This window comes from Ciceribacter sichuanensis, assembly GCF_024055605.1.
GTDB classification, from domain to species: domain Bacteria; phylum Pseudomonadota; class Alphaproteobacteria; order Rhizobiales; family Rhizobiaceae; genus Allorhizobium; species Allorhizobium sichuanense.
In genome coordinates, this window is the sequence record NZ_JAMXLX010000001.1 from 805,562 (window position 1) to 831,129 (window position 25,568).

A 25,568-nucleotide genomic window follows, 5' to 3' on the forward strand; every position below is an offset into this window, starting at 1 on the left:
GCGGCCAGACGGACGGCACGGCTGGCCGTCCGCGGGGGGCTCGGGAGGATCAGAACTTGCCCTTGAGGCCGAAGGAGATCGATACCGCCTGGAAATCGGCGCCGGCTCCATTGGAGTAATGCTCGTCGTCGCTTGCGCCCGTGGTGTCGACCATGCGGACGTCTCCCTTGGTGCGGAAGACCTTTTCGAAATTGCCGGCGACATAGAATGCGGCGTTCTGCGTGAACTCGTAGTTCACGGCGACGTTGGCCCCGAGCATGGGGGCCGCCCCCATGGAATCGTAGAAGCGCAGGTCACGCATCCAGTGGTCGTCGATGTCCTCGATGCCGAAGCTCAGGCCGCCCTTCACACCACCCGAGATGGTGAAAGCACCGATCCTGTGTTCCGCATTTGCCGCCAGGAAGGCGACCGGGATCTTCTGGCGATAGCTGATGGCCCTCTCGCCGTCGGCAAAGCTGCCTACGGTATCGTGCAGAGCGGAGGTGCTGTAGATGTAGGAGCCGCCAAAGGCGCTCCACTTCACATCGGAATAGCTGAAGCCCAGGCCGAGATCGAGCGTCGTGACGTCGTTGGAGTAGACGTCGCGGTCCACTTCGATAGAGCCGTTGAAATAGTGGTCGAGTTTCGTGTCTGGATGGGTGGAACGGTGTGTCCAGTCATCGATGGAGTAGACGAGCCAGTCAAAGTCGACCATGTGGCCGTTGCCGTTCGCCCCGATGTTCACATCGGCCTTCACGCTCCAGTTCTTGTCGAGGTCCGCCATGGCGCCGAACGTGTAGAGCGTGACGCCCTTGCTCTCCCAGTCCAGCTGGCTGAGCTTGTGGGAGCCGTCATAGACATATTCCCCGGCCTTGATGTTGGCGAAGCCGATGCCGCCGTAAATGGTGAAGTTCTGGTCGGGCGAGGTGAAGAGATTGTCTGCTGCCGTTGCAAGGGTCGGAGAACAGAACACAAGGCCCGCCAGCAAGGCGGTCTTCGTGCGAAGAAGAGACATGCGTTTACCCTCAGTCGTATTGTCCAATGGGGTCGGACATTACGATTTTGATCTTCTTCTTCAACGGGCAGGACCGGCCATTTATGGGAATGACCCGGGCCAAAAGTGAGTCGATTTTTTCTGCGGGGAGAATTTGTAACTTGAAATGAACCCGGCAGTCCCCGGTTTCAGAACGTGCCCTTGACGCCGAAGGATACCGACCACGCCTGGAAGTCGGCGCCGGCCGCATCGTCATACTTGGCCGATGCCGGGTAGAGGGTGCTTTCGACCTTCGTGTCGCCCTTGGCATGATAGACCTTCTGGTAGTCCCCGGCCACATAGATCGAGGCGGACGGCAGAAGCTGGTAGTCGAGGGAGACATTGGCTCCGATCATCTGCGCCGGCTTCATGTCGTCGGTAAAACGCAGGTAGCGCATCCAGTGATCGTCGATGTCGCTGATGCCGAAGGTCGCGCCGCCATGGAGGCCGCCGGCCAGTGTCAGCGCCCCGATGCGCTGCTCGGCATTGGCCGAGACGAAGGCGACAGGAATCTTCTGCCGGTAGGTGATGCCCTTCTCTCCGTCCGCGAAGGTGCCGACGGTGTCGTGCAGGGAATAGCTGGAATAGACGTAGCTGCCCCCATAGGCGCTCCATTGAACGTCCGAATAGCCAAGGCCCCCGCCAAGAGCGAGCCTTGTGCTGTCTGTCTGGTAAATAGTCCTGTCGGCTTCGATCGTGCCGTTCAGATAGTGGTCGAGCTTCGTGTCGGGGTGGACTGACTGGTGCGTCCAGTCATCGATGGAATAGTCCACCCAGTCCCGGTCGACCATGTGACCGTCGCCCTTCATGCCGAAGTCGAGCTTGCCCTTGAGACGCCAGTTATAGCCGAGTTCAAGCGTTGCGCCCAGCTTGGCGGTGGGGACATTCTTGCTTTCCCAGTCGAGCTGGCTCAGCTTGTGGCTGCCGTCATAGACATATTCCCCGGCCTGGAGATTGGTGAGGCCGATGCCGGCAAACGCGCTCACCGAACCGTCCGAAGATGAGTAGAAATTGTCCTGGGCGCGAGCGGGCAGGGCCGTGACCAATACGGCTGACGCAATCAGCGGTAAATAGAAGGAACGAATCGGCATGTCCCGCAACCCCTTGTTGTTCAAGGCGAGCCTGCATCGGAATGGTTAATGATGGGCTAGCGCATCGGCCCGAAAATCGGAATCGATTTTCGGAAAGCTCGATGCGTAGATTCAAGATGTTAGAGCGTCCTTTGTGCGTCCAAATGGACGCACGGCGCTCTAGCGCGATGGTATAGCGCGGCATGCTGCACTCCTCAGAATGCGATGGCAGCAGCGTCCTCTTCTGAGAGATTGGCAAGGGATGGCGCGGTGCGAACCATCTCATATTTGACCTGCGTCACCTTCACGGCGCGATACCAGTCGACGAGATCGCCCCAGGGGTCGTTGATCTTGCCGAGACCGGCGATGAAGGCCGCGATGGTTCCGACTTCCGTCTGACCGGTGACGACGAAATAGCCGCCGAGAGCGAGAATTCCGGCATAGCCGAGCTGGGTGAGGAAGTTCATGAGGAAATTCATGGTGAACTTGATCTTGTAGACGCCCATGTTGAGCGCGAAGATCTGCTCGATCCGGTTGTCCTGCACACCATCCGCGTCGAGCGCCGCGCCGCGCTCAACGATACCGGCACTCATCTGCCGCGTGACGCTGATCTTCGCGCCGACCCGACGGTTGATGGCGGATTGCATCAGCGGCACGAAACCGATCTGCGGACAGAATACCAGCACCACCACGAGCGCCATTAGCGGTTGGAGATAGATGAGATAACCTGTGACGGACAGGAGAATGCCGGCCTGCAGCAGCGGTTCCGAAATCGCACCGCCGACGAAACCGCCGATCGGTTCCGCCTCGGCGATCACGATCGAGAGTTCGGCTCCCTCCTTGGTGACGTCAACGGAATCCGGATCGGCGGCGTCGGATACGAAGACGACGCGACGCAGCCAGCGCACGGACCGCTCGCCGATCCAGTTGCGGTAGATGTTCAGCGCGAGCTTCACGGATCCTTCAGCGAGAACGCAAAGGAGATAGAGGCTCACCAGCGTCACGATGGCGCCGAACGGCTTGAGGCTGGTTGCGTCGTTGACGATCCGCCGCTGGATTTCGAGGGGGATGGTGCCAAGCAGGAAAAGCAGAATGGAGAGGATGGCGATGGCGGCCTGATGCGGGCCGCTGACCCGCCAGACGAAGCGATAAAGTGAAGTCGGCACCGCGATTCCCTGCGTTCTCAATCGATGAGTGAGCGATGTTGCTCGCGCATGCCAGGCTTTTCAAGCGGCCTGCTTGCCGCAGCTATCAGAACGCGCCGATCAGCTTGTCGTCCGGATGGGCCGTGCCCTGTTGCTCCCGAACGGCATGGCCATCCTCCATCCGGACCTTGCCTTCCGCCATCAGCTTCAATGCAAGCGGATAGAGCTTGTGTTCGACGGTCAGCACTCTTGCTGCAAGACTGTCGGCCGTATCCCCGGTGACCACCGGAACGGCTGCCTGCGCGAGGATGGGGCCTTCATCCATGCCCTCGGTGACGAAGTGCACGGTGCAGCCGGCAATCCGCATGCCCGCATCGATGGCCCGCTGATGGGTATGCAGGCCCGGGAAGAGCGGCAGCAGGGAAGGGTGGATATTGATGATCCGGCCTTCGAGACGCTGGATGAACTCGCCCGACAGCAGCCGCATGTAACCAGCGAGGCAGACGATATCCGGCGACAGGGTTTCGAGCGTGGCGAGGATCGCCGCTTCGTGTTCGGCCTTGCTGGCGTAATCGCGGCGTTCGAAGGCGAAGGTGGCAATGCCGCGCTCGGCAGCTTTCGCCAGTCCGCCCGCCGACGCCTTGTCGGAGATGACGGCGACCACTTCAGCCGGGAAGTCCTGAGCCTCGCAGGCGGCGGCGAGCGCCAGCATGTTGGAGCCGCCGCCCGAAATGAAGACGACGACGCGTTTGCGCGGCATTGTCATAGGGCCAGGACACCCTGATAACGTGTGCCGGGTTCACCTTCGGCGCGTGCGATCATCCGGCCGAGCGGAATGACGGTCTCGCCTTCGGCCGCGAGCACGGCCGAGACGCGCTCGGCATCTGCTCCCGCGACAACGACGATCATGCCGATGCCGCAGTTGAAGGTGCGCAGCATCTCGTTCTGGGCGACGCCGCCGGTCTTGGCGAGCCAGGAGAAGACTGCCGGCGGCTTGATGGCGCCAAGGTCGATTTCTGCGGCAAGATGTTTCGGCAGGACGCGCGGAATGTTTTCCGGGAAGCCGCCGCCGGTGATGTGTGCCAGCGCCTTGAGCGCACCCGTCTCGCGGATCGCCTTGAGGAGCGGCTTCACATAGATGCGGGTGGGTTCCAGCAGGGCCGCACCGAGCGTCTTGTCGCTATCGAAGGGCGCCTTGTCATCCCAGGAGAGACCCGACAGGGTGACGATTTTGCGCACCAGCGAGAAGCCGTTGGAGTGAACGCCGGAGGAGGAGAGGCCGAGAATGACGTCGCCTTCTGCAATGTCGCCTGCCGGCAGGAGCTTGCCGCGTTCGGCAGCGCCGACGGCAAAGCCGGCAAGGTCATAGTCGCCACCCGCATACATGCCGGGCATTTCGGCGGTTTCCCCGCCGATCAGCGCGCAGCCTGCCTCGCGGCAGCCGGCGGCGATGCCGCCGACAATGGCCGCGCCCTGTTCGGGGTCGAGCTTGCCGGTTGCGAAATAGTCGAGGAAGAGCAGCGGCTCCGCGCCCTGCACCACGAGATCGTTGACGCACATGGCGACCAAGTCGATGCCGACGGTGTCGTGAATGCCCGCGTCGATGGCGATCTTCAGCTTGGTGCCGACGCCGTCGTTGGCGGCAACGAGGATCGGGTCGTTGAAGCCTGCTGCCTTGAGGTCGAACAGACCGCCGAAGCCGCCGATCTCGCCGTTAGCGCCGGGACGCCGCGTGGAGCGGACCGCCGGCTTGATCTTTTCGACCAGCAGGTTTCCGGCATCGATGTCAACGCCGGCGTCGCTATAGGTCAGACCGTTCTTTCCAGACTGGCTCATCCCGTGTCTCCGATGGGTATCGATTATGCGGCTGGCAATTGCATGAAGAGGCTCGACATGCAAGTCGCGAGGCTGGATTCGCGATGTTTTCCGGCAGTTTTCGCAAGAGACTTATAGAGAGAGCTATGCCGCCGCTGCCTGTTCCGTCCGCCAGCCATCTTGACCCGCGCTTTGCCGATACCCTAATTCCTATCATTGGCTTGTCGCTTATTCGCGCGAGACCGCAGCACGCGCGACGAGAGGAACGCTTCATGGTGCATCATATCAGCGGAACGGGTCTGCGGCGCCAGTTGCTGTTCTGGCTCGCTGCGCTCATCGTTTTCGTCTTCTTCCTGATGACGTTCCGGGCGATTCTTCTGCCCTTCATTGCGGGCATGGCGCTGGCCTATTTCCTCGATCCGGTCGCCGATCGGCTGGAACGGCTCGGGTTGAGCCGCATGATGGCGACGGTGGTCATTCTGACGGCCTTCGTCATCGTCTTCGTCCTGTCGCTGATGATCATCATTCCGATTCTGGCGAGCCAGCTCAACCAGTTTATCCAGCACATTCCCGGCTATGTCACCGAGCTGCAGGACTTCATCGCCACGTCGAACGCCGCATGGCTGCCGCAATGGCTGAATTCCCAGATGGATACGATCAAGGAGAATTTCTCCAAATATCTGTCCGAGGGCGTCGGCTTCATCGGTACATTGTTCGGCCAGATCTGGAATTCCGGCAAGGCGTTGGTGGATATCGCCTCGCTTCTGGTCGTGACCCCGGTCGTCGCCTTCTACCTGCTCCTGGACTGGGACAGGATGATCGCCAAGGTCGATAGCTGGATCCCGCGCAATCATGTCGCCACCGTGCGCGAAATCGCGACCGAACTCGATAACACTATTGCGGGCTTCGTGCGGGGGCAGGGCTCGCTCTGCCTGATCCTCGGCATCTATTATGCGGTCGGGCTGTCGCTGATCGGCCTGAACTTCGGCCTGCTGATCGGCTTTTTCACCGGCATGATCAGTTTCATTCCCTATGTCGGCTCCACTGTCGGCCTGCTGCTTGCAGCCGGTGTCGCGCTGGTGCAGTTCTGGCCGGACTACATGCACCTCATCATGGTGGTGGTGTTCTTCTTCTCCGGCCAGTTCATCGAAGGCAATATCCTGCAGCCGAAGCTTGTCGGCCAAAGCGTCGGCTTGCATCCCGTCTGGCTGATGTTCGCGCTGTTTGCCTTCGGCGCGCTGTTCGGCTTCGTCGGCGTTCTGGTCGCGGTGCCGGCAGCCGCCGCCATCGGTGTGCTTGTCCGTTTTGCGCTGGCAAGATATCTTGAGAGTGATTTGTATTACGGGCAGACGGCTGCCGAGGGCGAGCCGCCCGTGAAGGACGTTTCAGAGAAGTGAATGAGTGAGATCAAGAAGGTCGCGTCGCGGCGCAGCATCGCCGAGCAGCTTCCGCTCGCCTTCGATCACGGCAAGGCGACGGGACGTGACGACCTGCTGGTATCGGACCGCCTTGAGGCGGCCGTCGCAATCATCGATTCCTGGCCGCAATGGCCGTCGCCCGTCGTGGTCCTGATGGGACCGGAGGGGTCGGGCAAGTCGCATCTGGTCGATATTTTCCGGCAGCAGAGCGGTGCAGCGGACGTTCATCCGCAGGCCGGCGCCGATGCATCCCGCCAGGCGGAAACGGGACCGGTGGTATTCGAGGATGCGGACAGGGAGGGCTTCGACGAGGTCGAGCTTTTCCATCTCATCAACACCGTGCGTGAACACGGCACCAGCCTGCTGATGACGTCGCGCACCTGGCCGCCGTCGTGGAATGTCGCGCTGCCCGATCTGCGTTCGCGCCTGAAAGCCGCGACCATGGTGGAGATCGGCAGTCCCGACGAGGCGCTGCTTTCGCAGGTCATGATGAAATTGTTCGCCGACCGGCAGCTTTATGTCGATGACAAGATTGTGGGTTATATCGTGCAGCGCATGGAGCGATCCTTTTCCGCGGCGCAGGATATCGTGGAGAGGATCGACCGGCTGGCGCTGGCGCGTCGAACGCGGATCACCCGGACACTGGCCGGCGAGGTTCTCAACGAACTCTACGCGGCAAACGGACCGGAGTGACCGTCACAGGACTGTCGTTAAACTGTTATAATTGGAGCGGGAAACCGACAAAGGGATGGAAGACATGGACTCTGTGGTAAGCGACGCGGCCGACGTATCAGACGCCGAGATGACGGCCACGGACGAACTCCTGTCGAGTTCCGAGCGGTTCATCAACCGTGAATTTTCCTGGCTGCAGTTCAATCGCCGCGTGCTGGAAGAGACCCTGAATACCGCGCATCCGCTGCTGGAACGCGTCAGGTTCCTGTCGATTTCCTCAACCAACCTCGATGAATTCTTCATGGTGCGCGTCGCCGGCCTCGAAGGTCAGGTTCGCCAGGGCATCACGATCAAGAGCCCGGACGGCAAGACGCCGGCTGAGCAGCTCGACGAAATCCTCAAGGAAATCGACAACCTGCAGATGGAACAGCAGGCATCGCTGGCGGTCCTGCAGCAGTATCTTGCCAAGGAAGACATCCTGTTCGTTCGTCCGGCCGCGTTGTCCGCCGAGGACCGCAGCTGGCTTGAAACCTCGTTCGAGGAATCGATCTTCCCGGTGCTGACGCCGCTGTCGATCGATCCGGCGCATCCTTTCCCTTTCATTCCCAATCTCGGCTTCTCGATGGGGCTGCAGCTGGAGAGCAAGCGTAATCGCGAGCCGATGACGGCGCTGCTGCGCCTGCCGCCGACGCTCGACCGTTTCATCCGCCTGCCGGACGAGAAGACGACCATTCGCTACATCACGCTGGAAGATGTGGTCGGCCTGTTCATTCACCGCCTTTACCCCGGCTATGAAGTGACCGGCTTCGGCACTTTCCGCATCATTCGCGATAGCGATATCGAAGTCGAGGAAGAGGCCGAGGATCTGGTGCGCTTCTTCGAGACGGCGCTCAAGCGCCGCCGTCGCGGGTCGGTGATCCGCATCGAGGTCGATTCCGAAATGCCGGTTTCTCTGCGCCAGTTCGTGGTGCATGAACTGGCCGTTCCGGATAACCGCGTGGCGGTTCTGCCGGGCCTTCTCGCGCTCAACACGCTTTCGGAAATCACCAAGGCTCCGCGCGACGACCTGCGTTTCGAGCCTTACAACGCCCGCTTTCCGGAGCGGGTGCGCGAGCATGCCGGCGATTGCCTTGCCGCCATCCGCGAGAAAGATATGGTGGTTCACCACCCCTATGAAAGCTTCGACGTCGTCGTGCAGTTCCTGCTTCAGGCCGCCCGCGATCCGGACGTGCTGGCGATCAAGCAGACGCTTTACCGCACCTCGAACGACAGCCCGATCGTGCGCGCCCTGATCGACGCCGCCGAGGCCGGCAAGTCGGTGACCGCGCTGGTGGAGCTGAAGGCCCGTTTCGACGAAGAAGCCAACATCCGCTGGGCGCGCGACCTTGAACGCGCCGGCGTGCAGGTGGTCTTCGGCTTCATCGAACTCAAGACCCACGCCAAGATGTCCATGGTGGTGCGCCGCGAGGACGGCAAGCTTCGCACTTACTGCCATCTCGGTACCGGCAACTATCATCCGGTGACGGCGAAGATCTATACGGACCTTTCCTTCTTCACCTGCAATCCGAAGATCGCCCACGACATGGCGAACATCTTCAATTTCATCACCGGCTATGGCGAGCCGGAAGAGAGCATGAAGCTGGCCGTGTCTCCCTACACGCTGCGCCCGCGCATCCTGCGGCACATCGAGGAGGAGATCGTCCACGCCCGCAACGGCGCGCCGGCCGCGATCTGGATGAAGATGAACTCGCTGGTCGATCCGGAGATCATCGACGCGCTCTATCGCGCCAGCCGCGCGGGCGTCGAGGTCGATCTGGTCGTTCGCGGCATCTGCTGCCTGCGCCCGAGGGTGCCCGGCCTGTCGGACAATATCCGCGTCAAGTCGATCGTCGGCCGATTCCTCGAGCACAGCCGCATCTTCTGCTTCGGCAACGGTTACGGCCTGCCTTCGGAAAAGTCGCTGGTCTATATCGGTTCGGCCGACATGATGCCGCGCAATCTGGACCGACGCGTCGAAACGCTGGTGCCGCTCACCAACCCTACCGTGCATGAACAGGTTCTATCACAGATTATGCTGGGCAATCTGATTGACAACCAGCAGAGCTACGAGATATTGGCCGACGGGACGTCAAGGCGCATGGAAGTACGCCCCGGCGAGGAACCTTTCAACGCGCAGCACTATTTCATGACCAATCCGAGCCTTTCTGGACGTGGGGAGTCATTGAAATCGAGCGCGCCGAAACTGATTGCCGGTATCATATCCGGTCGGAAACGCTAAACTGGTACTTCATGACAAGATCTGAAGCGCAGGGGCGCTTGCCCGGCATTGCCCCTGTTTCCGTTGTCGATATTGGTTCGAATTCGATCCGTCTCGTCGTTTACGAGGGCCTCTCCAGGGCTCCAACGGTGCTTTTCAACGAAAAAGTGCTTTGCGGTCTCGGCAAGGGGCTGGCGTCCAGCGGTCGTATGGACGACGAAGGTGTGACGCGTGCGCTTGGCGCCCTTCGCAGGTTCGGCGCGCTTTCGCGCCAGGCCCGGGCGACGGCGATGTATGTGCTGGCGACGGCTGCTGCTCGCGAGGCGGCAAACGGCCCGGAATTCATCCGCAGGGCCGAGGAAATTCTCGATCACAAGGTGATCGTGCTGACCGGTGAGGAAGAGGCGCTCTATTCCGCTTACGGCATCGTCAGCGGCTTCCACGATCCGGACGGGATCGCGGGCGACCTCGGTGGTGGCTCGCTGGAACTCATCGACATCAGGGGCCGTGAACTCGGCAAGGGCATCACGCTGCCGCTGGGTGGCCTGCGCCTGTCGGAAACCGTGGGCGGTTCGCTGTCCAAGGCGCGCGCTTTTGCGCGCAAGCAGATCAAGGGCGCAAAGCTTCTCGAAAAGGGCGCGGGGCGGACCTTCTACGCCGTCGGCGGCACCTGGCGAAACATCGCCAAGCTGCATATGGAACTGCGCAAGTATCCCCTTCACATGATGCAGGGCTACGAACTGCCATACGGCGAGATCGTCTCCTTCCTCGAAGAGGTGATCTCCGGTGCCAATTCGCGCGATCCTGCATGGTCTTCGATTTCCAAGAGCCGTCGTTCGCTGCTTCCCTTCGGCGCCATCGCCATGCAGGAAGTGCTGGAGGCGATGAGGCCCGCGCGGGTTTCCTTCTCCGCCCAGGGCGTTCGCGAAGGCTATCTCTTCTCGCTGCTCTCCGAAGAGGACCAGTCGCTGGATCCGCTGCTGACCGCTGCCGATGAACTCGCCATCCTGCGCGCTCGTTCGCCCGAGCATGCACGCGAGCTAGCGGAATGGACGGGCCGGATGATGCCCTGTTTCGACGTCGTCGAAACCGAGGAGGACGCACGCTATCGCCGCGCCGCCTGCCTGCTGGCGGATCTCAGCTGGCGCGCGCATCCCGACTATCGCGGGTTGCAGGCGCTCAACATCATTGCCCACTCGTCCTTCGTCGGGATCACTCATCCAGGTCGTGCCTTCATTGCGCTTACCAACTACTATCGCTTCGAAGGGCTCTATGACGACGGTCGCACCGGTCCGCTGGCGACGATTGCGACTGAACGCCTGCTCGATCGCGCCAAGCTTCTCGGCGGCATGCTACGGGTGGTCTATCTCTTCTCGGCTTCGATGCCGGGCATCGTGAACGATCTGGCCTTCCGCCGGTCGGAACGGCCCGATCTGGACCTCGAATTCGTCGTGCCCCACGCCTATAGCGACTTTGCTGGCGAACGCCTCGACGGACGCCTCCAGCAGCTTGCCAAGCTGACCGGCAAGCGACTGGCTTTCGTCTTCGAGTAATCCAAAACCGCAGTGGGGAGGGGGCGCTCCTCGATTCGCATTTTGCCGGCGTCTGTTGAAAGCTACCAACGAAGGCATGCTTCTCGCTGAAGCCTGACTGATCCGATGGATCTGGAACGAATCAAGAGGCCGACGGCAGAAATGCCGTCGGCCTCTTTTCGCGAGTTGACCGCTCTTACTTCGCAGAGAGGAATTCGCCGACTTCGAGCAGGACGAACTCGTTGTCGTCGGCCTTGTCCAGCGCGCGACCGGCCGAGAAAGGCAGGTTGTTGTCGTTGCCGACGACGATGTGGGTCGGATCGACCACGTCGACGTTTTCGATGGTGACAAAAGGCATGTCATAGAAGCCTTCGCCGCCGCCCTGGCGCTTCTTGTTGTCCGGGTCGGAGATCTTCATCAGATCGATGTAGCCGATCTTACGAACGGCCTTGCCAACGTTCTCATCGGTCATCTCGATCTTGTAGATGTGCTTGTGCTTGGCCGGAACGGCAAAGCAGGTCGGCTCGGGCTTCTTCGGATCGGCGCAAGCCTTGTCCGCCGTGCCGGCGCCGTTGTCGCGCTCGATGATGAGGGCGGTGGTGCCGTCGATCATGTTGAAGTCGCCGATGGCCTCGCCGCCTTCCGACAGCGGATAGAGCCACGAACGGCCGGTCCAGGCCTTGGAGGCGACGTCGAGTTCGATGATGCGCAGCGCCGTCAGGCCGTCGGCCTTTTCGACGGAACCGTCTTCGAGGAAGAGCGGGCCTTCGAGCAGCCCGTATAGCTTGGAGCCGTCCTTCGACATGGCAAGCCCTTCATAGCCGCCGGAACGCTTCAGGTTGAAGGCCGGCATCTTGGCAGTCGGGTTGGCCGGAACGACGAGGGCTGCATTGTCAGGCGACTTCACTTCGGTCTCGCCGGCCTTGGTGGCGATGACGTCGGTCAGCTTGCCATCCCTGGTGAATTTCAGGAGGTAGGGGCCGAATTCTTCGCCGATCCAGAAACCGTCGGCGACGGGCTGGATCGATTCGACGTCGAAGTCGGCACCGGTCAGGTAGCGCTGCTCGGCGCCTTCCATGACGATCGGGAAGGGAGCCTTCTTGTCCGGGTCGGAGAGGAACACGGTTTCAAGACGCTCGACCTTGCCGGCATCCCAGTCGAACTTGATGTGATGCAACATCAGCATCGAGTCGCTGGAGTTGATCTTCGAGCCGAAGCCGTTGTCGGAAAGGCTCCAGAAGGTGCCGTCTGCCATGGCCTTGATGCCGGAAAAACCCTGCACGGCCTGACCATCGAAGGGCATGGAGAGGCCGGTCGGGCGAACGCCGTCCTTGCCGGGCACAGTGCCGTGGCCTTCGGCGCGCTTGCGGTCTGCCGTGGTGAACTTGCCGGAGGTCTTCAGATGGGCGGGGGCATCGGCCGGTGCGGCGATGATCGTATTGGCCGGAAGGATTGCGTGGGAAACGAGCTTGGCCGGGAAGGCGACCTCGTCGGCAAAGGCCGGTGCGGCAAGAAGGAAAAGGGATACGGAAGCAAAGAGATGTTTTTTCATGGCGTCACCATTCGTAGGACGGTTAGAGACGCGGCATGCTTACGGACCGCCCATGTCAGAGCGATTGCTGTTCGATGAAGTTTCGGTGACTGTCCTCAGGCGCGAAGCAGCGTCAGCCAGTGGCCGGGTGTCATGCCGTAGCAGTTCTTGAAATGGCGGGTGAAATGGCTCTGGTCGGCAAAGCCTGCATCGTAGGCGGCTTCGGCAATTGGCATGCCACTGCTCATCATGCCCTTGGCCCGTTCCAACCGCCGCATGGTCAGATAACGATGCGGGCTCGTTCCCGTCACCAACCGGAACTGGCGGGCGAGCGAATACCGGTTGAGATCGGTCAGCGTTTCCAGCTCTTCGGAGGAAACCTGTTCGGCACAGTTTTCCCTGAGATAGGCGCAGGCGCGCGCGACGGCCCGCTCTGACTTGGCCGATACCGTCTGGCGGCTGCCGGCATGACGCCCCAGCCCGTCCGCGATCCGGGTCAGCAGGTCCGAGAGCGCCAGTCCATCCGGAGCGTGGTCGAGATCGGCAAGCGCTTCCGCGAGGGCACGGGCAAGCCGGCTGTCGGACAGCACCGGGGTCGATACGAACGGCAGGGTGGCCGACGGCTCGTCGCAGGCATCGCGGATCAGTTCGGGGGGAATGTACATCATTCGGTAGCGCAGGCCGTCGTCCGTGCCTGCCGCGCCGTCGTGAACCTCGTCGGGGTGAAGAACGATGATGTTTCCCGGCAGGCTGAAACGTGTCTCTCCCCGATAGGAGAAGGCCTGCACGCCGCTGATCGTCAGTCCGAGCGCATAGGTATCATGCCGATGCGGCGCAAAGCCGTTGCCGGAAAACTGTGCCTCGATGCGCTCGATGCCGTGGGTATCGATATCGGAACGGATCGCGTCGGCCGGCCTGCACGAACGTTCAAGACCTTCGCCATCGGGGACTGGTAGCTCGGCAAGCCTATCAAGAAGACCGTTTCCGGAGTGTTGCATGTTCGATACCAAGTTCGTCGTTGTCCTGCGCGAGGATCTCGCCGCATGGCAGAAGCTCAACGTTACCGCCTTTCTGACCAGCGGCATAGTCGCAAGGGAGGAGGGCATCATCGGCGAACCCTACAGGGACGCCGCGGGCAACCTCTACAATGCGCTGTGTATCCAGCCGATTGTCGTCCTGTCCGGCGATCAGGAGACCCTGCGCAAGATCCACCTGCGCTCGCTGGAACGCGAGGTGCCGAGTTCCCTCTACATCGAAGAAATGTTTTCAACCGGCCATGACGCCGCAAACCGCGCCGTCTTTGCCGAGTTCTCCCCTGATGATGCGAAGGTGGTGGGCCTAGCGCTCCGCGCCGACAAGAAGATCGTCGACAAGATCACCAAGGGCGCCCGGATGCATGGATAAGGTCAAGCAGGGCGCCGATGCCGAGAGGCAGCAGGGTGATGGCAGCGCTGACGGGCGTCGCGAACCCGAGCACCAGCGAGGTGGCAAGGCTCGCCAGCAGATAAAGGCCCCAGGCCAGCTTCTGCCGGGTCATGAGGCCGGCGATGCCGAGGGCGAGATTGACCAGCAGCAGCGAGATGGCGATTGCCGAGGCGAGCGACGGCGACATGAAGCCGCGCCGTCTCAGATCGGCTGTGGCCAGCGCAAGCACGGCAGTGGCGAGCACAAGCCCGACCAGTTTTCTCGAGGGTAGAATGCCGGACAATCAGGCCTCCAGAGCCAGAACCGCGAAGCTCGCGAGCCAGTGTTCGCCCATATAGTCACCGGCGATATGGGGCAGGGACACGGCAAGATGCCGATCGGCGGCCGCGTGCAGGACAGAATGGCGTAGGTCGTTCAACGGTAGTGCGCCCGTGAGCGAGCGGAAGCACCATGCACGGCTGAGGTTCAGCCCGTCCAGATGGGCAATCTTGCCGTCGGATCGGTCCGAGACGCTGGCGGGTGAAAACAGCGTCGCCGGCTGCCCCTCCGCAAGCCTCGGCAGGAATCGGCTGAACCAGTCGGCGAAAGTCTCGATAGGCAGAAGACGGCGCATGCATTCTGCCTCGGTCAAGGCAGACGACAGGAAATCGTCACCGGACGGCTCTCCCCAGGCAGAGCAGTCCCGGTCCTCGCCATACCAACGCAGAGCCGTTGTACGCAGGAGATAGAGGAACGCCGCGTCGTTTATTGCCTCGCCGTAGTCCGCTGCCAGCCGGATTGCGAAGGCCGTGTTGAAATGTGTGCCTACCCTGACGGGATAGGTGGCGAGAGGCAGGAAATCCCTGAAGCGGCCGGCAACAAGCCGGGAGAGGGGTCGAAGGATGTCCGCGAAGCGGCGCTCCTCCATGATCTCAAGTTCCGCCGCGAGCTTCAGCAGCCAGCCCCAGCCATAGGGACGCTCGAAACCGCGCGATTCAGGCCGTTCAAAGAGTGCGACTTCACCGGCGACGGCGGCCGAAGTCAGCCGCCGTTCGAAAAGGCCGCGGATTTCCGGCGCGGCCGGGAGATCGGCGAAGCGATTGAGAAGGCGGGCGAGCATCCAGTAGCCGTGCACACAGGAATGCCAGTCATAGCTGCCGAAGAAGACAGGGTGCGTTTCGCGCGGCGAACGGACATCGTTCGGACTGCCGAAGACGAAGCCCGGCTTGTGAGGGTATTCCCGCTCGACATGGGAAAGCGCGATACGAGCAAACTTTTCAGCCGTCCGCAGGTCGAGTTCATGCGTCTGCGTCATCGCCATCTCCCCTCGCATCGAAGGCATCACCCCAATCCGCCCGGCGGGCCGCCTTGAAGATAGCGCCGTCGCGGCGGCTGACGGTGATCTCCGAGGCACTCCCGTCGGCGCGACAGAGCTTCAGCCGCCCAACGCCGCCCGATATCTTCGGCGGAGCTAGAACCCGGGCTTCCGGCGGTTCGGCGGGATGCCGCGAGGCGGCGATGAAGATGTATTTCTCGTCCTCCCACGGCACCTCTCCCTGCTTGGCGAGGCGATGCACACGCGAGCGGGCGACACGGCGGGAGAAATGACACCAGTCCGGCGCCTCGATAGGGCAGGCAGCCGCATGCGGGCAGGGCGCCACGATATGGGCACCGGCTTCCAGCAGCGTAGCGCGCGCCGTCAGGATGCGACGCCAGCCGGCCGGCGTTCCGGGTTCCACGATGACGATGGTATGGCTGGTCAGCGCCCACAGCCGGGAAACTGCTGCCGGTATGGCGATCTCGTCGATCTCGTCCAGCACATAGGCGAGTGTCACGAGATCGGCGGGCGGCAACTGCGGAAGGGAACCGGTGAGATCGCCCGCCAGCCATTGGCAGTCCACCTGCCCGGCCTTCGCCAGCGCATCGCCGACCGAGCGTATCGCGGCACTTGCCTCGACGAGGCTTGCCCGCCTGAGCTCCGGCCAGCAATCGGCCGCAGCCCAGAGCGCGGTGCCCGGGCCTGCACCGACATCGATCAGGCTTTCCGGCGCGAAGGAGGGCGATGCTTCCTCGACCATGGAAAGGGCGGCGCGAACGGCTGCGAAGGTGGCGGGCAGGCGGGTGGCGAGATAGGCCTTGGCGGCCAGTTCGCCATCGATGTGGAACTTGCCGTCGCGCACCTCTCGGCGATAGCGGTCGGACAGCTTTTCGCTCGCACGCTGCAGCCGCTCCAGCGGTTCGCGGGCGAGCATCTGGTCTACGGCGGCTCTGAGCGGAGCGGGGAGTTCCACGAAGATGACCTCAGTTTCGCGCCGACCACTCGGGGCGCAGGATCGACATCATGACCATATCGGCGCGGCTGCCGTCAGGAAGCAATGCGGATTGCCGCTTGGCGCCTTCCTCGACAAAGTCGTTTTTCCGGTAGACGGAAAGCGCCCGATCATTCCCGCGAACCACGGTGAGCCAAAGACGGAAGGTTTCCGTTTCGCGAAAGACGAAATCGATTGCGCTGCTCAAAAGCTGCGAGCCGTAGCCCTGATCCGGAACAGCCACCGCAATCCTTTTGATGCAGACATTGCCGTCCCGGTTGTCGAGGTCCTTGAGAATCGCGAAGCCGACCGGCATTCCGTTCGCGTCTTCGCCGATCAGATAGGCGAAGGCTTCACTCGTCAGGTATGCCTTGTGCTCTTCTGCGCTGTAACGGCCTATGAAGTAGTCATAGCCCGGAAGACGTTCGGTTTCCATGATGAAACCGATATCATCCGGGGATGCGCGCCGTAGCCGCAGAACCGGCATCTGCTCAGAACTCCACTGCTTCAACGCGCTTGTCGACGAAGCGCAGGCCGACACCGCCGGAAATCAGCTTCAGGGCCAGATCGCCGAACAGTTCCCGACGCCAGCCCTGCAGGGCTGGGACGTCAGCCTTCTCGCCCTCGGCCGCGATCTTTTCCAGATCGTCGCTGTTGGCGATCACCTTGGATGCGACGCCATGCTTTTCCGAAGTCAGGCGCAGCAGCACCTTGAGAAGCTCGACTGCGGCCTGAGCACCTTCCGGCGCATGATTGTGACGATGGACGTGCGGCATGTCGGACTTCGGCAGTGCCAGGGCGGCGTTGACCTGTTCGATGATGGCTGCACCCGAGGAGGAACGCTCCCAACCCTTCGGGATGGTACGCAGGCGGCCGAGCGCTTCCGTATCCTTCGGCTGCTGCTGGGCGATTTCGTAGATCGCGTCGTCCTTCAGCACGCGGGAGCGCGGCACGTTGCGGCTGCGCGCCTCGCGTTCGCGCCATGCGGCAACATATTGCATGACGGCGAGTTCCTGCGGCTTGCGGAGCCGCATTTTCAGCCGTTGCCATGCATCGTCGGGGTGCAGGTCGTAGGTTTCGCGCGATTCGAGGATGGCCATCTCTTCCGTCAGCCATTCGGCACGACCGTCGCGCTCCAGATCGGACTTGAGCTTGAGGTAGACGTCACGCAGATGGGTGACATCGGCCAGCGCATAATCGAGCTGCTTTTCGGAAAGCGGGCGACGGCTCCAGTCGGTGAAGCGCGAAGTCTTGTCGATATGGACGTTCTTCACCTTCTGCACGAGCTGGTCGTAGGAGACGCTGTCGCCGAAGCCGCAGACCATGGCCGCGACCTGGGTGTCGAAGATCGGATGCGGGATAAGGTTGCCGAGGTGGAAGATGATTTCGATGTCCTGCCGGGCGGCATGGAACACCTTCACCACCGAATCATCGGCCATCAGGATGAAGAAGGGGGCAAGGTCGAGGCCCTTGGCCAGCGGATCGACGATGACTTCGAGATCGGGGCTGGCCATCTGGATAAGGCAGAGTTCCGGCCAGAACGTTGTTTCCCGGAGAAATTCGGTGTCGATAGTAATGAAATCCGATTGGGCGAGCTTGCGGCACGCTTCCTCTAATGCGGCTGTCGTTTCGATCATTTCGGCTCGGTCATGAAAACTAGGTTATTAACCTTAGTTCTCCTTTCGACCGTCGATGTCAATATGATCGGGCTGCGGCGACCGCGCTTGCGACAGTTGCTCCCCGTTTTCGCCATCTACGACGTAAATCGTGAGACGGACTTACTTTCTAGAACGGAGAGCGGCGATGTTGTCGCGGTGGACCCGCTCATAGGGCTCGAAATAGCTGATACTTCCGTGCATCACATCGGAGGCGACGAAATCGGCAAGGCTGGTCTTGTCGAGATCGGGATCGTCGATCGTTTCCATGAGACGCATGAGATAGCTGCGGTTCGCCTGGATCAGGTCCGGCGCATAACCGCCGCCGGAAATCCGTTTCTCCGAGCCGTGGTTCGGCAGTATGTGGCGGGCGGGAAGCCCTGCAAGCCGATCCAGTTCCTCGATGTGGCGAAGCGTATGTTCCGGCTCGGAAATATAGGTGACCGTGTCCTCCAGCGTATCGCCGGCAAGAAGGACGCCGATATCGGGCAGGAAGAGAACGGTTCCGTCGGCGCTGTGGATGTCGAACTGCAGAAGCTCGACTTTTCGCTTGCCGACATCAAGCACGAGTCGCTCATTGAAAAGACTGTTCGGCATGACGACGGGATCGATAGACGGGGTCTTGGCGGCGAGAACCGCGGCGTTGTCGGCCATCGCCTGCGCCGTCAGACGGTTGGCGATGATTTCGCAATCGGCAAAGACCGCATTGCCGGCGATATGATCGGTGTGCCAGTGGCTGAGCACGACACGAATACGGGAGACGCCAAGTCCTTCCAGATGACGCCTTATCGCATGGGCATGATCCAGGGAAATATGCGTGTCGTAGACGAGCGCTTCATTGCCGGAAACGATGGCATAGCTGGCGACGCCGAGGCTGTAGGCGCCATCGTCCAGCCAGTTTCGCTCAGGCGAATGCAGGCGTTTTCCAGGAATACGGCCGTCGTAATAGGCGTAGATCCCGGGATAGGGCTCAAGGATACGAAGCGTGGCGGCAAGGTCGGTCACGGCAGCTTCCTGCGCTGGTGTCGTTGCCGGTTGATGCCCGCGTGGCCTGTCCGCTGTCAAGTCACGCAATCGGGCCATATGGCCTGACCAAGCGGGTCAGACGACCCGCACATAGCTGGTCATGCCGGTCTTCTGGTGTTCGATGATGTGGCAATGCAGCACCCAGTTTCCGGGATTGTCTGCGACCACAGCCAGCTGCACCTTTTCGTCGGGCAGGACGAGATATGTGTCCGAGACGAGGGGCGAAACCGGTCCCTTGGACGACGAAATGACCTTGAAGTTCATGCCGTGTATGTGGATCGGATGCGCGTGCGGCGTCACGTTTTCCAGATTGAACATGTAGGTCTTGCCGAGCTTCATTTCGGCCAATGGATCCATCGGGTCGGCACTGTCGCCGGGGTAGGGCACCTTGTTGATAGCCCAGAAGGAATAGCCAAGCGAACCGCAGATCGAATCCTTCGCCGCATTCTCAGCGGTGGCGCTCAGCACGAGCGGAACCGGAATGGCATTGGCAAGGTCTGCCTCGACAGGTGGATTGGCGGCAAGCGGCGCCACATCGCCTAGGTTCCGTTTCAGGGACGAGCCGACGGAGCGCAGGCGGGCGACGATCTTCGGCGTCGATGGCCGGATGTCTTCGAGTGCGGCGGTCTCGCCCTCTGTATCCGGCATGCGCACCACGAGATCGAGCCGCTGACCGGGCGCGATGACCACGGTATCGAGCGGCATATGCTCGGGAACCGGCTGGCCGTCGATGGCGATGATCAGGGCTTCCGCGCCGACCATTTTCAGATTGAAGATACGCGTGACGTCGGACGCCAGAATGCGCAGACGCACAAGACCGCCGGCCGGAGCATCATAGCTTGGCTCGAGCTGCCAGTTGGCGGTGCGCACGGTGCCGAACGTGCCGGTCTTGGCCGCGTCGCGCGCCTTGAACTGCTCGATGAACTGGCTGTTGCCACCAAGCCGCCAGTCGCGAAGGTTGATCGCCACCTCCGCGTCGAAAACCGGATCGTTCGGGTCTTCGACGATGAACATGCCGGCAAGGCCGCGGCCGATCTGCTCCAGCGTATTGCAATGGGGATGGTACCAGTAGGTACCCGAATCCGGCGGTGTGAAGGCATAGTCGAAGCTGTCGCCCGGATAGACATAGGGCTGAGTCAGGAAGGGAACGCCGTCCATGGCGTTGTCGATCCTGAGGCCATGCCAGTGGACGGTGCTCGGTTCATCGAGATTGTTCAGGAAGCGGGCGGCGAAGGGCTCGCCGCGGCGTGCACGAAGCACCGGAGGCGTGACATCCGCCGCATCGCCACCGCCTACGCGATAGCTCATGACACCTTCGGTCGCCGCCTTGCCGTCGATCATGGCGCTTAGCCGATAGGCTTCGAGCGTTACCGGGTCGGCGGCGGCAAGTGCGTTGGTCAGGCGGGGAAGGAACGCCATGCCCGAGGCATAGGCACCTGCGACGGCGGAGGCTTTGAGAAGATTGCGACGGGTGAGCAGAGCCATGGGGCTTCTCCTGCAAATGGACTTCCGCCTCTTTAAACTTGAGGTGAAAAATCATCAATATCATTGCGCCAGCCAAACTGCCGCAGGTCAGTCGTCTTTTTCGGTCGGCGGCGTCGCCAGCTTGTTGAAGAAGGTGGAGGTTCTGAGCAGATTGCGGAACCGTTGCCGCCGGCTGCCTGTCGGCACGCCGCTGCGGGTTCCCATGCGCAGAACCGTGTAGGCCATGAAGGCGAAGAGCACCACTGTCGTATAGATGAAGAGCGCCTGCGGACCGAAAAGGTCGAGCATGAAGGATGCGAACAGCGGACCGATGACCGCGCCGATCGACCAGAAGAACAGGGTGCCGGCGGAGACCAGCGCATGCTGGCCGGGCGCGGCATGGTCGTTGGCGTGAGCTGAACAGAGGGAGTAGAGCGGCATGCCGAAGGCGCCGAACACGAAGATGCCGACAAAGTTCAGCCACTCGTTCGTACCGGCGACGAAAGCGAGGAAAAGCCCGGCGGCGAAACTGCCGAAGGCCGAGACCAGGATGATGAACCGACGGTCCAGCTTGTCGGAATAATGGCCGAGAGGATATTGCAGCACGACGCCGGCGAAGATGCCGACGCTCATGAAGGTCGCGATCGAGGTGATCGACATGCCGATACCATCGGCATAGATCGGCCCGAGCGAGCGGAAGCTGGAATTGGTGAGACCGACGACGATGCAGCCGATCGTGGCGAGCGGAGAGACCTTCCACAGCACGCGAAGGTCGAAGCGCACGGCCTGCGGCGGAGCCGGGCTCGACCGGTCGGCAAAGGAGATCGGAACCAGCGATAGCGTCAGCGCCATCGAGATGATGGCGAAGAGCTCGAAACCGCCGATGCCGACCGCCGGGATCATGTACTGCGCGAACGTCACCGCGCCGAGATCGACGAAGCGGTAGATGGAAAGCGTCCGGGCACGGTTGTTATTCGTCACCCGTGCGTTGAGCCAGCTTTCGACCACGGCGAAGAGGCCGGCGAAACAGAGGCCCTGGATGAGCCGCATGGTGAACCAGCTCGTCGGGTGAATGAAGAGCAGCATGGAAATGGAGGCCGCCGACGCGATGGCCGCCAATGCGCTGAATGTCCGGATGTGCCCGATCGAGCGGATGATGCGGGTCACATAGATGCAGCCGATGGCGAAGCCGATATTGTAGCCCGTCCCGATGATGCCGATCATCGACGTCGAAAAACCTTCCTGTAGCGCGCGGAGCGAAATGAAGGTGCCCTGCAGGCCATTGCCGCCGATCAGGATGCCTGCGGTGATGAGAAGCGGGATGAGGGGGCGGATATCGTTCATTGGACCTGCACGCATGAGCGGCTGCCGCGAGTCGGCGCCGTCACAGGATGCACCTTGTAGAGCAGAGGGTTGTGCTGTTACAGCGGAAATCTCGGCGACATATGCTCCAGCCTTGACAAATCGGACAGTCCATGCGCTTTTCCGCCCGATTTTTATCGGTTGTCTATGGTCGCCCGCGCGCCTTTTCGACCGTTACCTTAGTCCAGGAAAGCTCTGAAAAATGCACCGTTACCGCAGCCACACCTGCGCCGCCCTTCGCAAGTCCGATGTGGGCGCAACCGTCCGCCTCTCCGGCTGGGTCCATCGTGTTCGTGACCACGGCGGCGTTCTCTTCATCGACCTTCGCGATCATTATGGCGTCACCCAGGTCGTGGCCGATCCCGACAGCCCGGCCTTCAAGCTGGCCGAAACCGTGCGTGGCGAATGGGTGATCCGCATCGACGGCGTCGTCAAGGCGCGTGCTGAAGACACCGTCAACAAGAACATGGCGACGGGTGAAATCGAACTCTACGCGCAGGAAATCGAAGTTCTTTCTGCCGCCAAGGAATTGCCGCTGCCGGTCTTCGGCGAGCCCGATTATCCCGAAGACGTTCGCCTCAAGTACCGCTTCCTCGACCTGCGCCGCGAGACGCTGCACAAGAACATCGTCAAGCGCACCAAGATCATCTCCGCCATGCGCAACGGCATGGCCGATGCAGGCTTCGGCGAATACACCACCCCGATCCTGACGGCCTCTTCGCCGGAAGGCGCGCGCGACTTCCTCGTGCCGTCGCGTATCCATCAGGGCAAGTTCTTCGCTCTTCCGCAGGCCCCGCAGCAGTACAAGCAGCTGCTGATGGTCGCAGGCTTCGACCGCTACTTCCAGATCGCGCCGTGCTTCCGTGATGAAGACCCGCGCGCCGACCGTCTGCCGGGCGAGTTCTACCAGCTCGACGTCGAGATGAGTTTCGTAACGCAGGAAGACGTCTGGAACACGATGGAGCCGATGATGACGGCCGTGTTCGAGCAGTTTGCCGAAGGCAAGCCGGTGACCAAGGAATGGCCGCGCATTCCCTATGACGTGGCGATCCGCAAGTACGGCTCCGACAAGCCGGACCTGCGCAACCCGATCGTCATGCAGTCGGTCACCGAGCACTTTGCCGGTTCCGGCTTCAAGGTCTTTGCGAACATGATCGCGTCCAACCCGAAGGTCGAAGTATGGGCCATCCCTGCCAAGACCGGCGGCAGCCGCGCGTTCTGTGACCGCATGAACGCCTGGGCGCAGAGCCAGGGCCAACCGGGTCTCGGCTACATCTTCTGGCGCCAGGAAGGCGCCGTGCTGGAAGGCGCCGGCCCGCTTGCCAAGAACATCGGCCCGGAGCGCACCGAGGCGATCCGCGAACAGCTCGGTCTCGATGAAGGCGACGCCTGCTTCTTCGTTGCCGGCGAGCCATCCAAGTTCTACAAGTTCGCGGGCGAAGCCCGTACCCGCGCCGGCGAGGAGCTCGATCTGGTTGACCGCGACCGCTACGAATTCTGCTGGATCGTTGACTTCCCCTTCTTCGAATACAACGAAGAGGAAAAGAAGATCGATTTCGCCCACAATCCCTTCTCCATGCCGCAGGGCGGACTTGAGGCACTGAACGGCGAGGATCTGCTGTCGATCAAGGCCTACCAGTACGACGCCGTCTGCAACGGCTTCGAAATCGCTTCCGGTTCGATCCGTAACCAGTCGCCGGACCTGATGGTCAAGGCATTCGAACTGGTCGGTCTGTCGAAGGCCGACGTCGAAGAGCGTTTCGGCGGCATGTATCGTGCCTTCCAGTACGGTGCGCCTCCGCACGGCGGCTGTGCCTTCGGTATCGACCGTGTCGTCATGCTGCTCGTCGGCGCCAAGAACCTGCGCGAAATCACGCTGTTCCCGATGAACCAGCAGGCTCAGGACCTCCTGATGAACGCGCCGTCCGACGCAACGCCGACGCAGCTTCGCGAACTCGGCCTGCGCGTGATCCCGCCGCAGAAGAAAGACTGATCGAATGAAGCTCTGGATCTCCGACCGGGTCCGGGACATCCTGCTACATGCGCTCGCCGCGGCTATTGCCGCGGCGTTGTCGTTTTATGTGGCGCGCTGGATGTTCGGTCATCCCGAACCGATCTTCGCCGCGATCACGGCGATCATCTGTCTGGCCCCGGGTATCCCAAATCATCTCCATCAGACATTCAACATGATGGTAGGGGTAACGATCGGGATATTGGTGGGCGAACTGGCATTCCTGCTGCCGATACCGTTTCTTGAAATCCAGATACTGCTCTGCGTCTTTCTCGGGGTGCTTATCGGCGCGCTGCTGAACCTTGCCCCCGTGGTGCCCATTCAGGCCGGCGCTTCGGCGCTGCTGGTGATGGTCATGGGGCCTTCGACCGCGGGTCTCGTGCGTTTCCTCGACGTGGTGGTCGGCGCGGTCATCGGCGCAATTTTCGCACTCGTCCTGTTCCTTCCGAAGCGGGTTTCATCGTCCAGCCCGGACGGTAGTGCTGCCCCTGAAACGAAAGAGGCCGCCCCGAAGGACGGCCCCTGAAAACGAAACGGGGAAGTTTATTCCTCGTTGGCGCTGACGGATACGCCGAGCAGCTGCGGAATGGTTTCCGGTGCGCCCATGCCGGCACCCATGATCATCGGGAAGGGGACCGGCTTTTCCGGTGCTGCGCTGATCGTCAGGTTCTGCGGATCGTCGATATAGGTGTTGACGGCATTCGAGATCTCGTTTTGCAGCGCGCCGAGCTTGGCCTGCGCCAGCATCATCGGCAGCATTGCTTTGACCATCTGGGCCATCTGCTCACCGGTGGTGCCCTGCTCCTTGCCGGCAAACTCGAGGCCGCGCTTGGTGATGCCGTCATCCTCGAAGCTGATCTCGGCGCTGACGAAGGACATCTGCTGCATCAGGCCGAGCATGGCGAGACCTGCGGCCTGCTGTGCCTGTTCGTTGTTTTGCTGACCCTGCATCGTGCGGGCGGTTTCCTGCAACTGCTTGACGAGGTCCATCGTGTAGCCGGACAGGCTGAATGCGAGGTTCAGGCGGCCGACATTGGCGAAGTCGAAGCTGTATTCCTCAACATCGATCGTGCCGGTATCGAGCTCCCAGTTGCCCGAGAAGGAGATGTCGCCTTCGAGCGTGTTGAGGTTCAGCGCATCGAGCGTTTCCTTGCTCTTGGCGTCCTCAACGGTGGAAAGGTCGGCCTTGACGCTGCTGACGCCGCCTTCGAAAGCGAGCGACTTCTCGTCTTCGCCGAGCGTCATGGTGGCGGAAGCCTCGGCCATGGTGAAGACCGGTTTGCCGTCGACGCTGACATCGATCGCGCCGCTATGGGCTTCGTCGTAGAGCATCATCGACTTGAAGTCTTTGCCTTCGGTGCTGCCGGGCACATGCACGCCGGCAAGGTAGAGATCCTTGACCGAGATGCTGGTCTTCTCTTCGGTGAAATCGACCGCCGGGAAATCGATGCGCTCGATGAAGTAGGCGCCGCCGTCTTCCTCGCTGACACCCTTGAGGGTGAGGTCGCCGAGCGGGATCGACTTTTCCTGCGGGCCGGTCGTCGTGAATTTCGACCCCTTAAGGGTCACTGCGCTGCCGTTGACTTCCACCGATTCGGCGGAGATTGCGCCACTGCCCGCCGCATAGGCGGCATTGATCTTCTTCAGGAGATCCTGGCCGTCGAGCGCCCATGCGGGGCTGGAAAGCGTTGCAAAGGCGGCGCCTGCCAGCAGTAGCCGGGAAGTGCGGAAAAAGGTCATAGGCGAGTTCCTTTCGGAGAAAAAAGCGCGGAGTCGTATTATTCACGACTAACAGCATGTCTTTATATTGTCAGATTGCGAAACTTCCATCGCTTTTGCCATGACATTTTGACCTAGGTTAAAGGGTGGTGACTTTTGTCACTGC

At 61.5% G+C, this 25,568-nt stretch carries 23 protein-coding genes; 7 read left to right on the plus strand and 16 right to left on the minus strand.

The features are described from left to right. Positions 1-49: 49 nt before the first annotated feature. The 5 genes from NBH21_RS03935 to purM all read right to left on the minus strand — a co-directional run bounded on the left by NBH21_RS03935 (position 50) and on the right by purM (position 5,063). Positions 50-994 carry an omptin family outer membrane protease gene (locus NBH21_RS03935; protein WP_250912624.1) on the minus strand — a complete coding sequence of 315 codons (945 nt, stop codon included), beginning with the start codon at positions 992-994 and terminating at the stop codon, positions 50-52. A 167-nt stretch (positions 995-1,161) separates the two neighbouring features. Continuing rightward, positions 1,162-2,103 (minus strand): omptin family outer membrane protease, encoded by a 942-nt coding sequence (locus NBH21_RS03940; protein WP_250912625.1) that lies wholly within the window; start codon positions 2,101-2,103, stop codon positions 1,162-1,164. Positions 2,104-2,297: 194 nt separating this feature from the next. Beyond that, entirely contained in the window at positions 2,298-3,248 is a 951-nt protein-coding gene (locus NBH21_RS03945; protein WP_250912626.1) for an ABC transporter ATP-binding protein, read from the minus strand. 85 nt (positions 3,249-3,333) lie between these two features. Beyond that, on the minus strand, positions 3,334-3,993 hold the full coding sequence (gene purN / locus NBH21_RS03950; protein WP_250912627.1) for a phosphoribosylglycinamide formyltransferase: 660 nt from the start codon (positions 3,991-3,993) through the stop codon (positions 3,334-3,336). Beyond that, positions 3,990-5,063 (minus strand): phosphoribosylformylglycinamidine cyclo-ligase, encoded by a 1,074-nt coding sequence (gene purM, locus NBH21_RS03955; RefSeq protein WP_250912628.1) that lies wholly within the window; start codon positions 5,061-5,063, stop codon positions 3,990-3,992. The genes purN and purM overlap by 4 nt, the downstream gene beginning before the upstream one ends. Positions 5,064-5,314: 251 nt before the next feature. Between purM and NBH21_RS03960 the strand changes: the two genes are divergently transcribed. From NBH21_RS03960 to ppx, 4 genes are all read left to right on the plus strand, one after another. Beyond that, complete coding sequence (locus NBH21_RS03960) at positions 5,315-6,439, plus strand: AI-2E family transporter (protein ID WP_250912629.1); 1,125 nt, start codon at positions 5,315-5,317, stop codon at positions 6,437-6,439. After that, a complete protein-coding gene (gene hdaA, locus NBH21_RS03965) occupies positions 6,440-7,153 on the plus strand; it encodes a DnaA regulatory inactivator HdaA (protein WP_250912630.1) in 714 nt (237 codons plus the stop codon). 64 nt (positions 7,154-7,217) lie between these two features. Next, positions 7,218-9,410, plus strand: a complete 2,193-nt coding sequence (locus tag NBH21_RS03970) for an RNA degradosome polyphosphate kinase (protein WP_250912631.1) — start codon at positions 7,218-7,220, stop codon at positions 9,408-9,410. Positions 9,411-9,421: 11 nt separating this feature from the next. Further along, positions 9,422-10,942, plus strand: coding sequence for an exopolyphosphatase (ppx, locus tag NBH21_RS03975; RefSeq protein ID WP_250912632.1), 1,521 nt, complete (start codon positions 9,422-9,424; stop codon positions 10,940-10,942). 175 nt (positions 10,943-11,117) lie between these two features. Here the strand turns inward: ppx and NBH21_RS03980 are convergent, their stop codons facing one another. Both NBH21_RS03980 and NBH21_RS03985 read right to left on the minus strand, forming a co-directional pair. Further along, positions 11,118-12,473, minus strand: a complete 1,356-nt coding sequence (locus tag NBH21_RS03980; protein ID WP_250912633.1) for an esterase-like activity of phytase family protein — start codon at positions 12,471-12,473, stop codon at positions 11,118-11,120. Between the two features lie 95 nt (positions 12,474-12,568). After that, positions 12,569-13,450, minus strand: coding sequence for an AraC family transcriptional regulator (locus tag NBH21_RS03985; protein ID WP_250912634.1), 882 nt, complete (start codon positions 13,448-13,450; stop codon positions 12,569-12,571). Between NBH21_RS03985 and NBH21_RS03990 the strand changes: the two genes are divergently transcribed. Continuing rightward, positions 13,449-13,856, plus strand: a complete 408-nt coding sequence (locus NBH21_RS03990; RefSeq protein WP_163904714.1) for a DUF2000 family protein — start codon at positions 13,449-13,451, stop codon at positions 13,854-13,856. The two genes, NBH21_RS03985 and NBH21_RS03990, sit on opposite strands and share 2 nt — an antisense overlap. On the opposite strand, the gene NBH21_RS03995 is transcribed toward NBH21_RS03990, so the two are convergent. The 8 genes from NBH21_RS03995 to NBH21_RS04030 all read right to left on the minus strand — a co-directional run bounded on the left by NBH21_RS03995 (position 13,828) and on the right by NBH21_RS04030 (position 21,654). Beyond that, a complete protein-coding gene (locus NBH21_RS03995; protein WP_250912635.1) occupies positions 13,828-14,160 on the minus strand; it encodes a hypothetical protein in 333 nt (110 codons plus the stop codon). The two genes, NBH21_RS03990 and NBH21_RS03995, sit on opposite strands and share 29 nt — an antisense overlap. Continuing rightward, a complete protein-coding gene (locus NBH21_RS04000) occupies positions 14,161-15,177 on the minus strand; it encodes a DUF2891 domain-containing protein (protein WP_250912817.1) in 1,017 nt (338 codons plus the stop codon). Then, positions 15,155-16,147 (minus strand): small ribosomal subunit Rsm22 family protein, encoded by a 993-nt coding sequence (locus NBH21_RS04005; protein WP_250912636.1) that lies wholly within the window; start codon positions 16,145-16,147, stop codon positions 15,155-15,157. The genes NBH21_RS04000 and NBH21_RS04005 overlap by 23 nt, the downstream gene beginning before the upstream one ends. Positions 16,148-16,157: 10 nt before the next feature. Then, positions 16,158-16,652 (minus strand): GNAT family N-acetyltransferase, encoded by a 495-nt coding sequence (locus NBH21_RS04010; RefSeq protein ID WP_250912637.1) that lies wholly within the window; start codon positions 16,650-16,652, stop codon positions 16,158-16,160. Positions 16,653-16,656: 4 nt separating this feature from the next. Continuing rightward, positions 16,657-17,802 carry a ribonuclease D gene (gene rnd, locus NBH21_RS04015; RefSeq protein WP_250912638.1) on the minus strand — a complete coding sequence of 382 codons (1,146 nt, stop codon included), beginning with the start codon at positions 17,800-17,802 and terminating at the stop codon, positions 16,657-16,659. A 141-nt stretch (positions 17,803-17,943) separates the two neighbouring features. Next, the gene (locus NBH21_RS04020; protein WP_250912639.1) at positions 17,944-18,825 is read right to left on the minus strand and encodes an MBL fold metallo-hydrolase; all 882 of its coding nucleotides are present in this window, start codon (positions 18,823-18,825) and stop codon (positions 17,944-17,946) included. 96 nt (positions 18,826-18,921) lie between these two features. Then, positions 18,922-20,331 (minus strand): multicopper oxidase family protein, encoded by a 1,410-nt coding sequence (locus NBH21_RS04025; RefSeq protein WP_250912640.1) that lies wholly within the window; start codon positions 20,329-20,331, stop codon positions 18,922-18,924. A gap of 87 nt (positions 20,332-20,418) precedes the next feature. Continuing rightward, positions 20,419-21,654, minus strand: coding sequence for an MFS transporter (locus NBH21_RS04030; RefSeq protein WP_250912641.1), 1,236 nt, complete (start codon positions 21,652-21,654; stop codon positions 20,419-20,421). A gap of 220 nt (positions 21,655-21,874) precedes the next feature. Here NBH21_RS04030 and aspS point away from each other — a divergent pair, with 220 nt between their 5' ends. Both aspS and NBH21_RS04040 read left to right on the plus strand, forming a co-directional pair. Continuing rightward, a complete protein-coding gene (aspS, locus tag NBH21_RS04035) occupies positions 21,875-23,665 on the plus strand; it encodes an aspartate--tRNA ligase (protein ID WP_250912642.1) in 1,791 nt (596 codons plus the stop codon). Positions 23,666-23,669: 4 nt separating this feature from the next. Further along, on the plus strand, positions 23,670-24,209 hold the full coding sequence (locus tag NBH21_RS04040) for an FUSC family protein (RefSeq protein WP_250912643.1): 540 nt from the start codon (positions 23,670-23,672) through the stop codon (positions 24,207-24,209). Between the two features lie 17 nt (positions 24,210-24,226). Here the strand turns inward: NBH21_RS04040 and NBH21_RS04045 are convergent, their stop codons facing one another. Next, positions 24,227-25,423 (minus strand): hypothetical protein, encoded by a 1,197-nt coding sequence (locus tag NBH21_RS04045; protein ID WP_250912644.1) that lies wholly within the window; start codon positions 25,421-25,423, stop codon positions 24,227-24,229. Positions 25,424-25,568 lie beyond the last annotated feature (145 nt).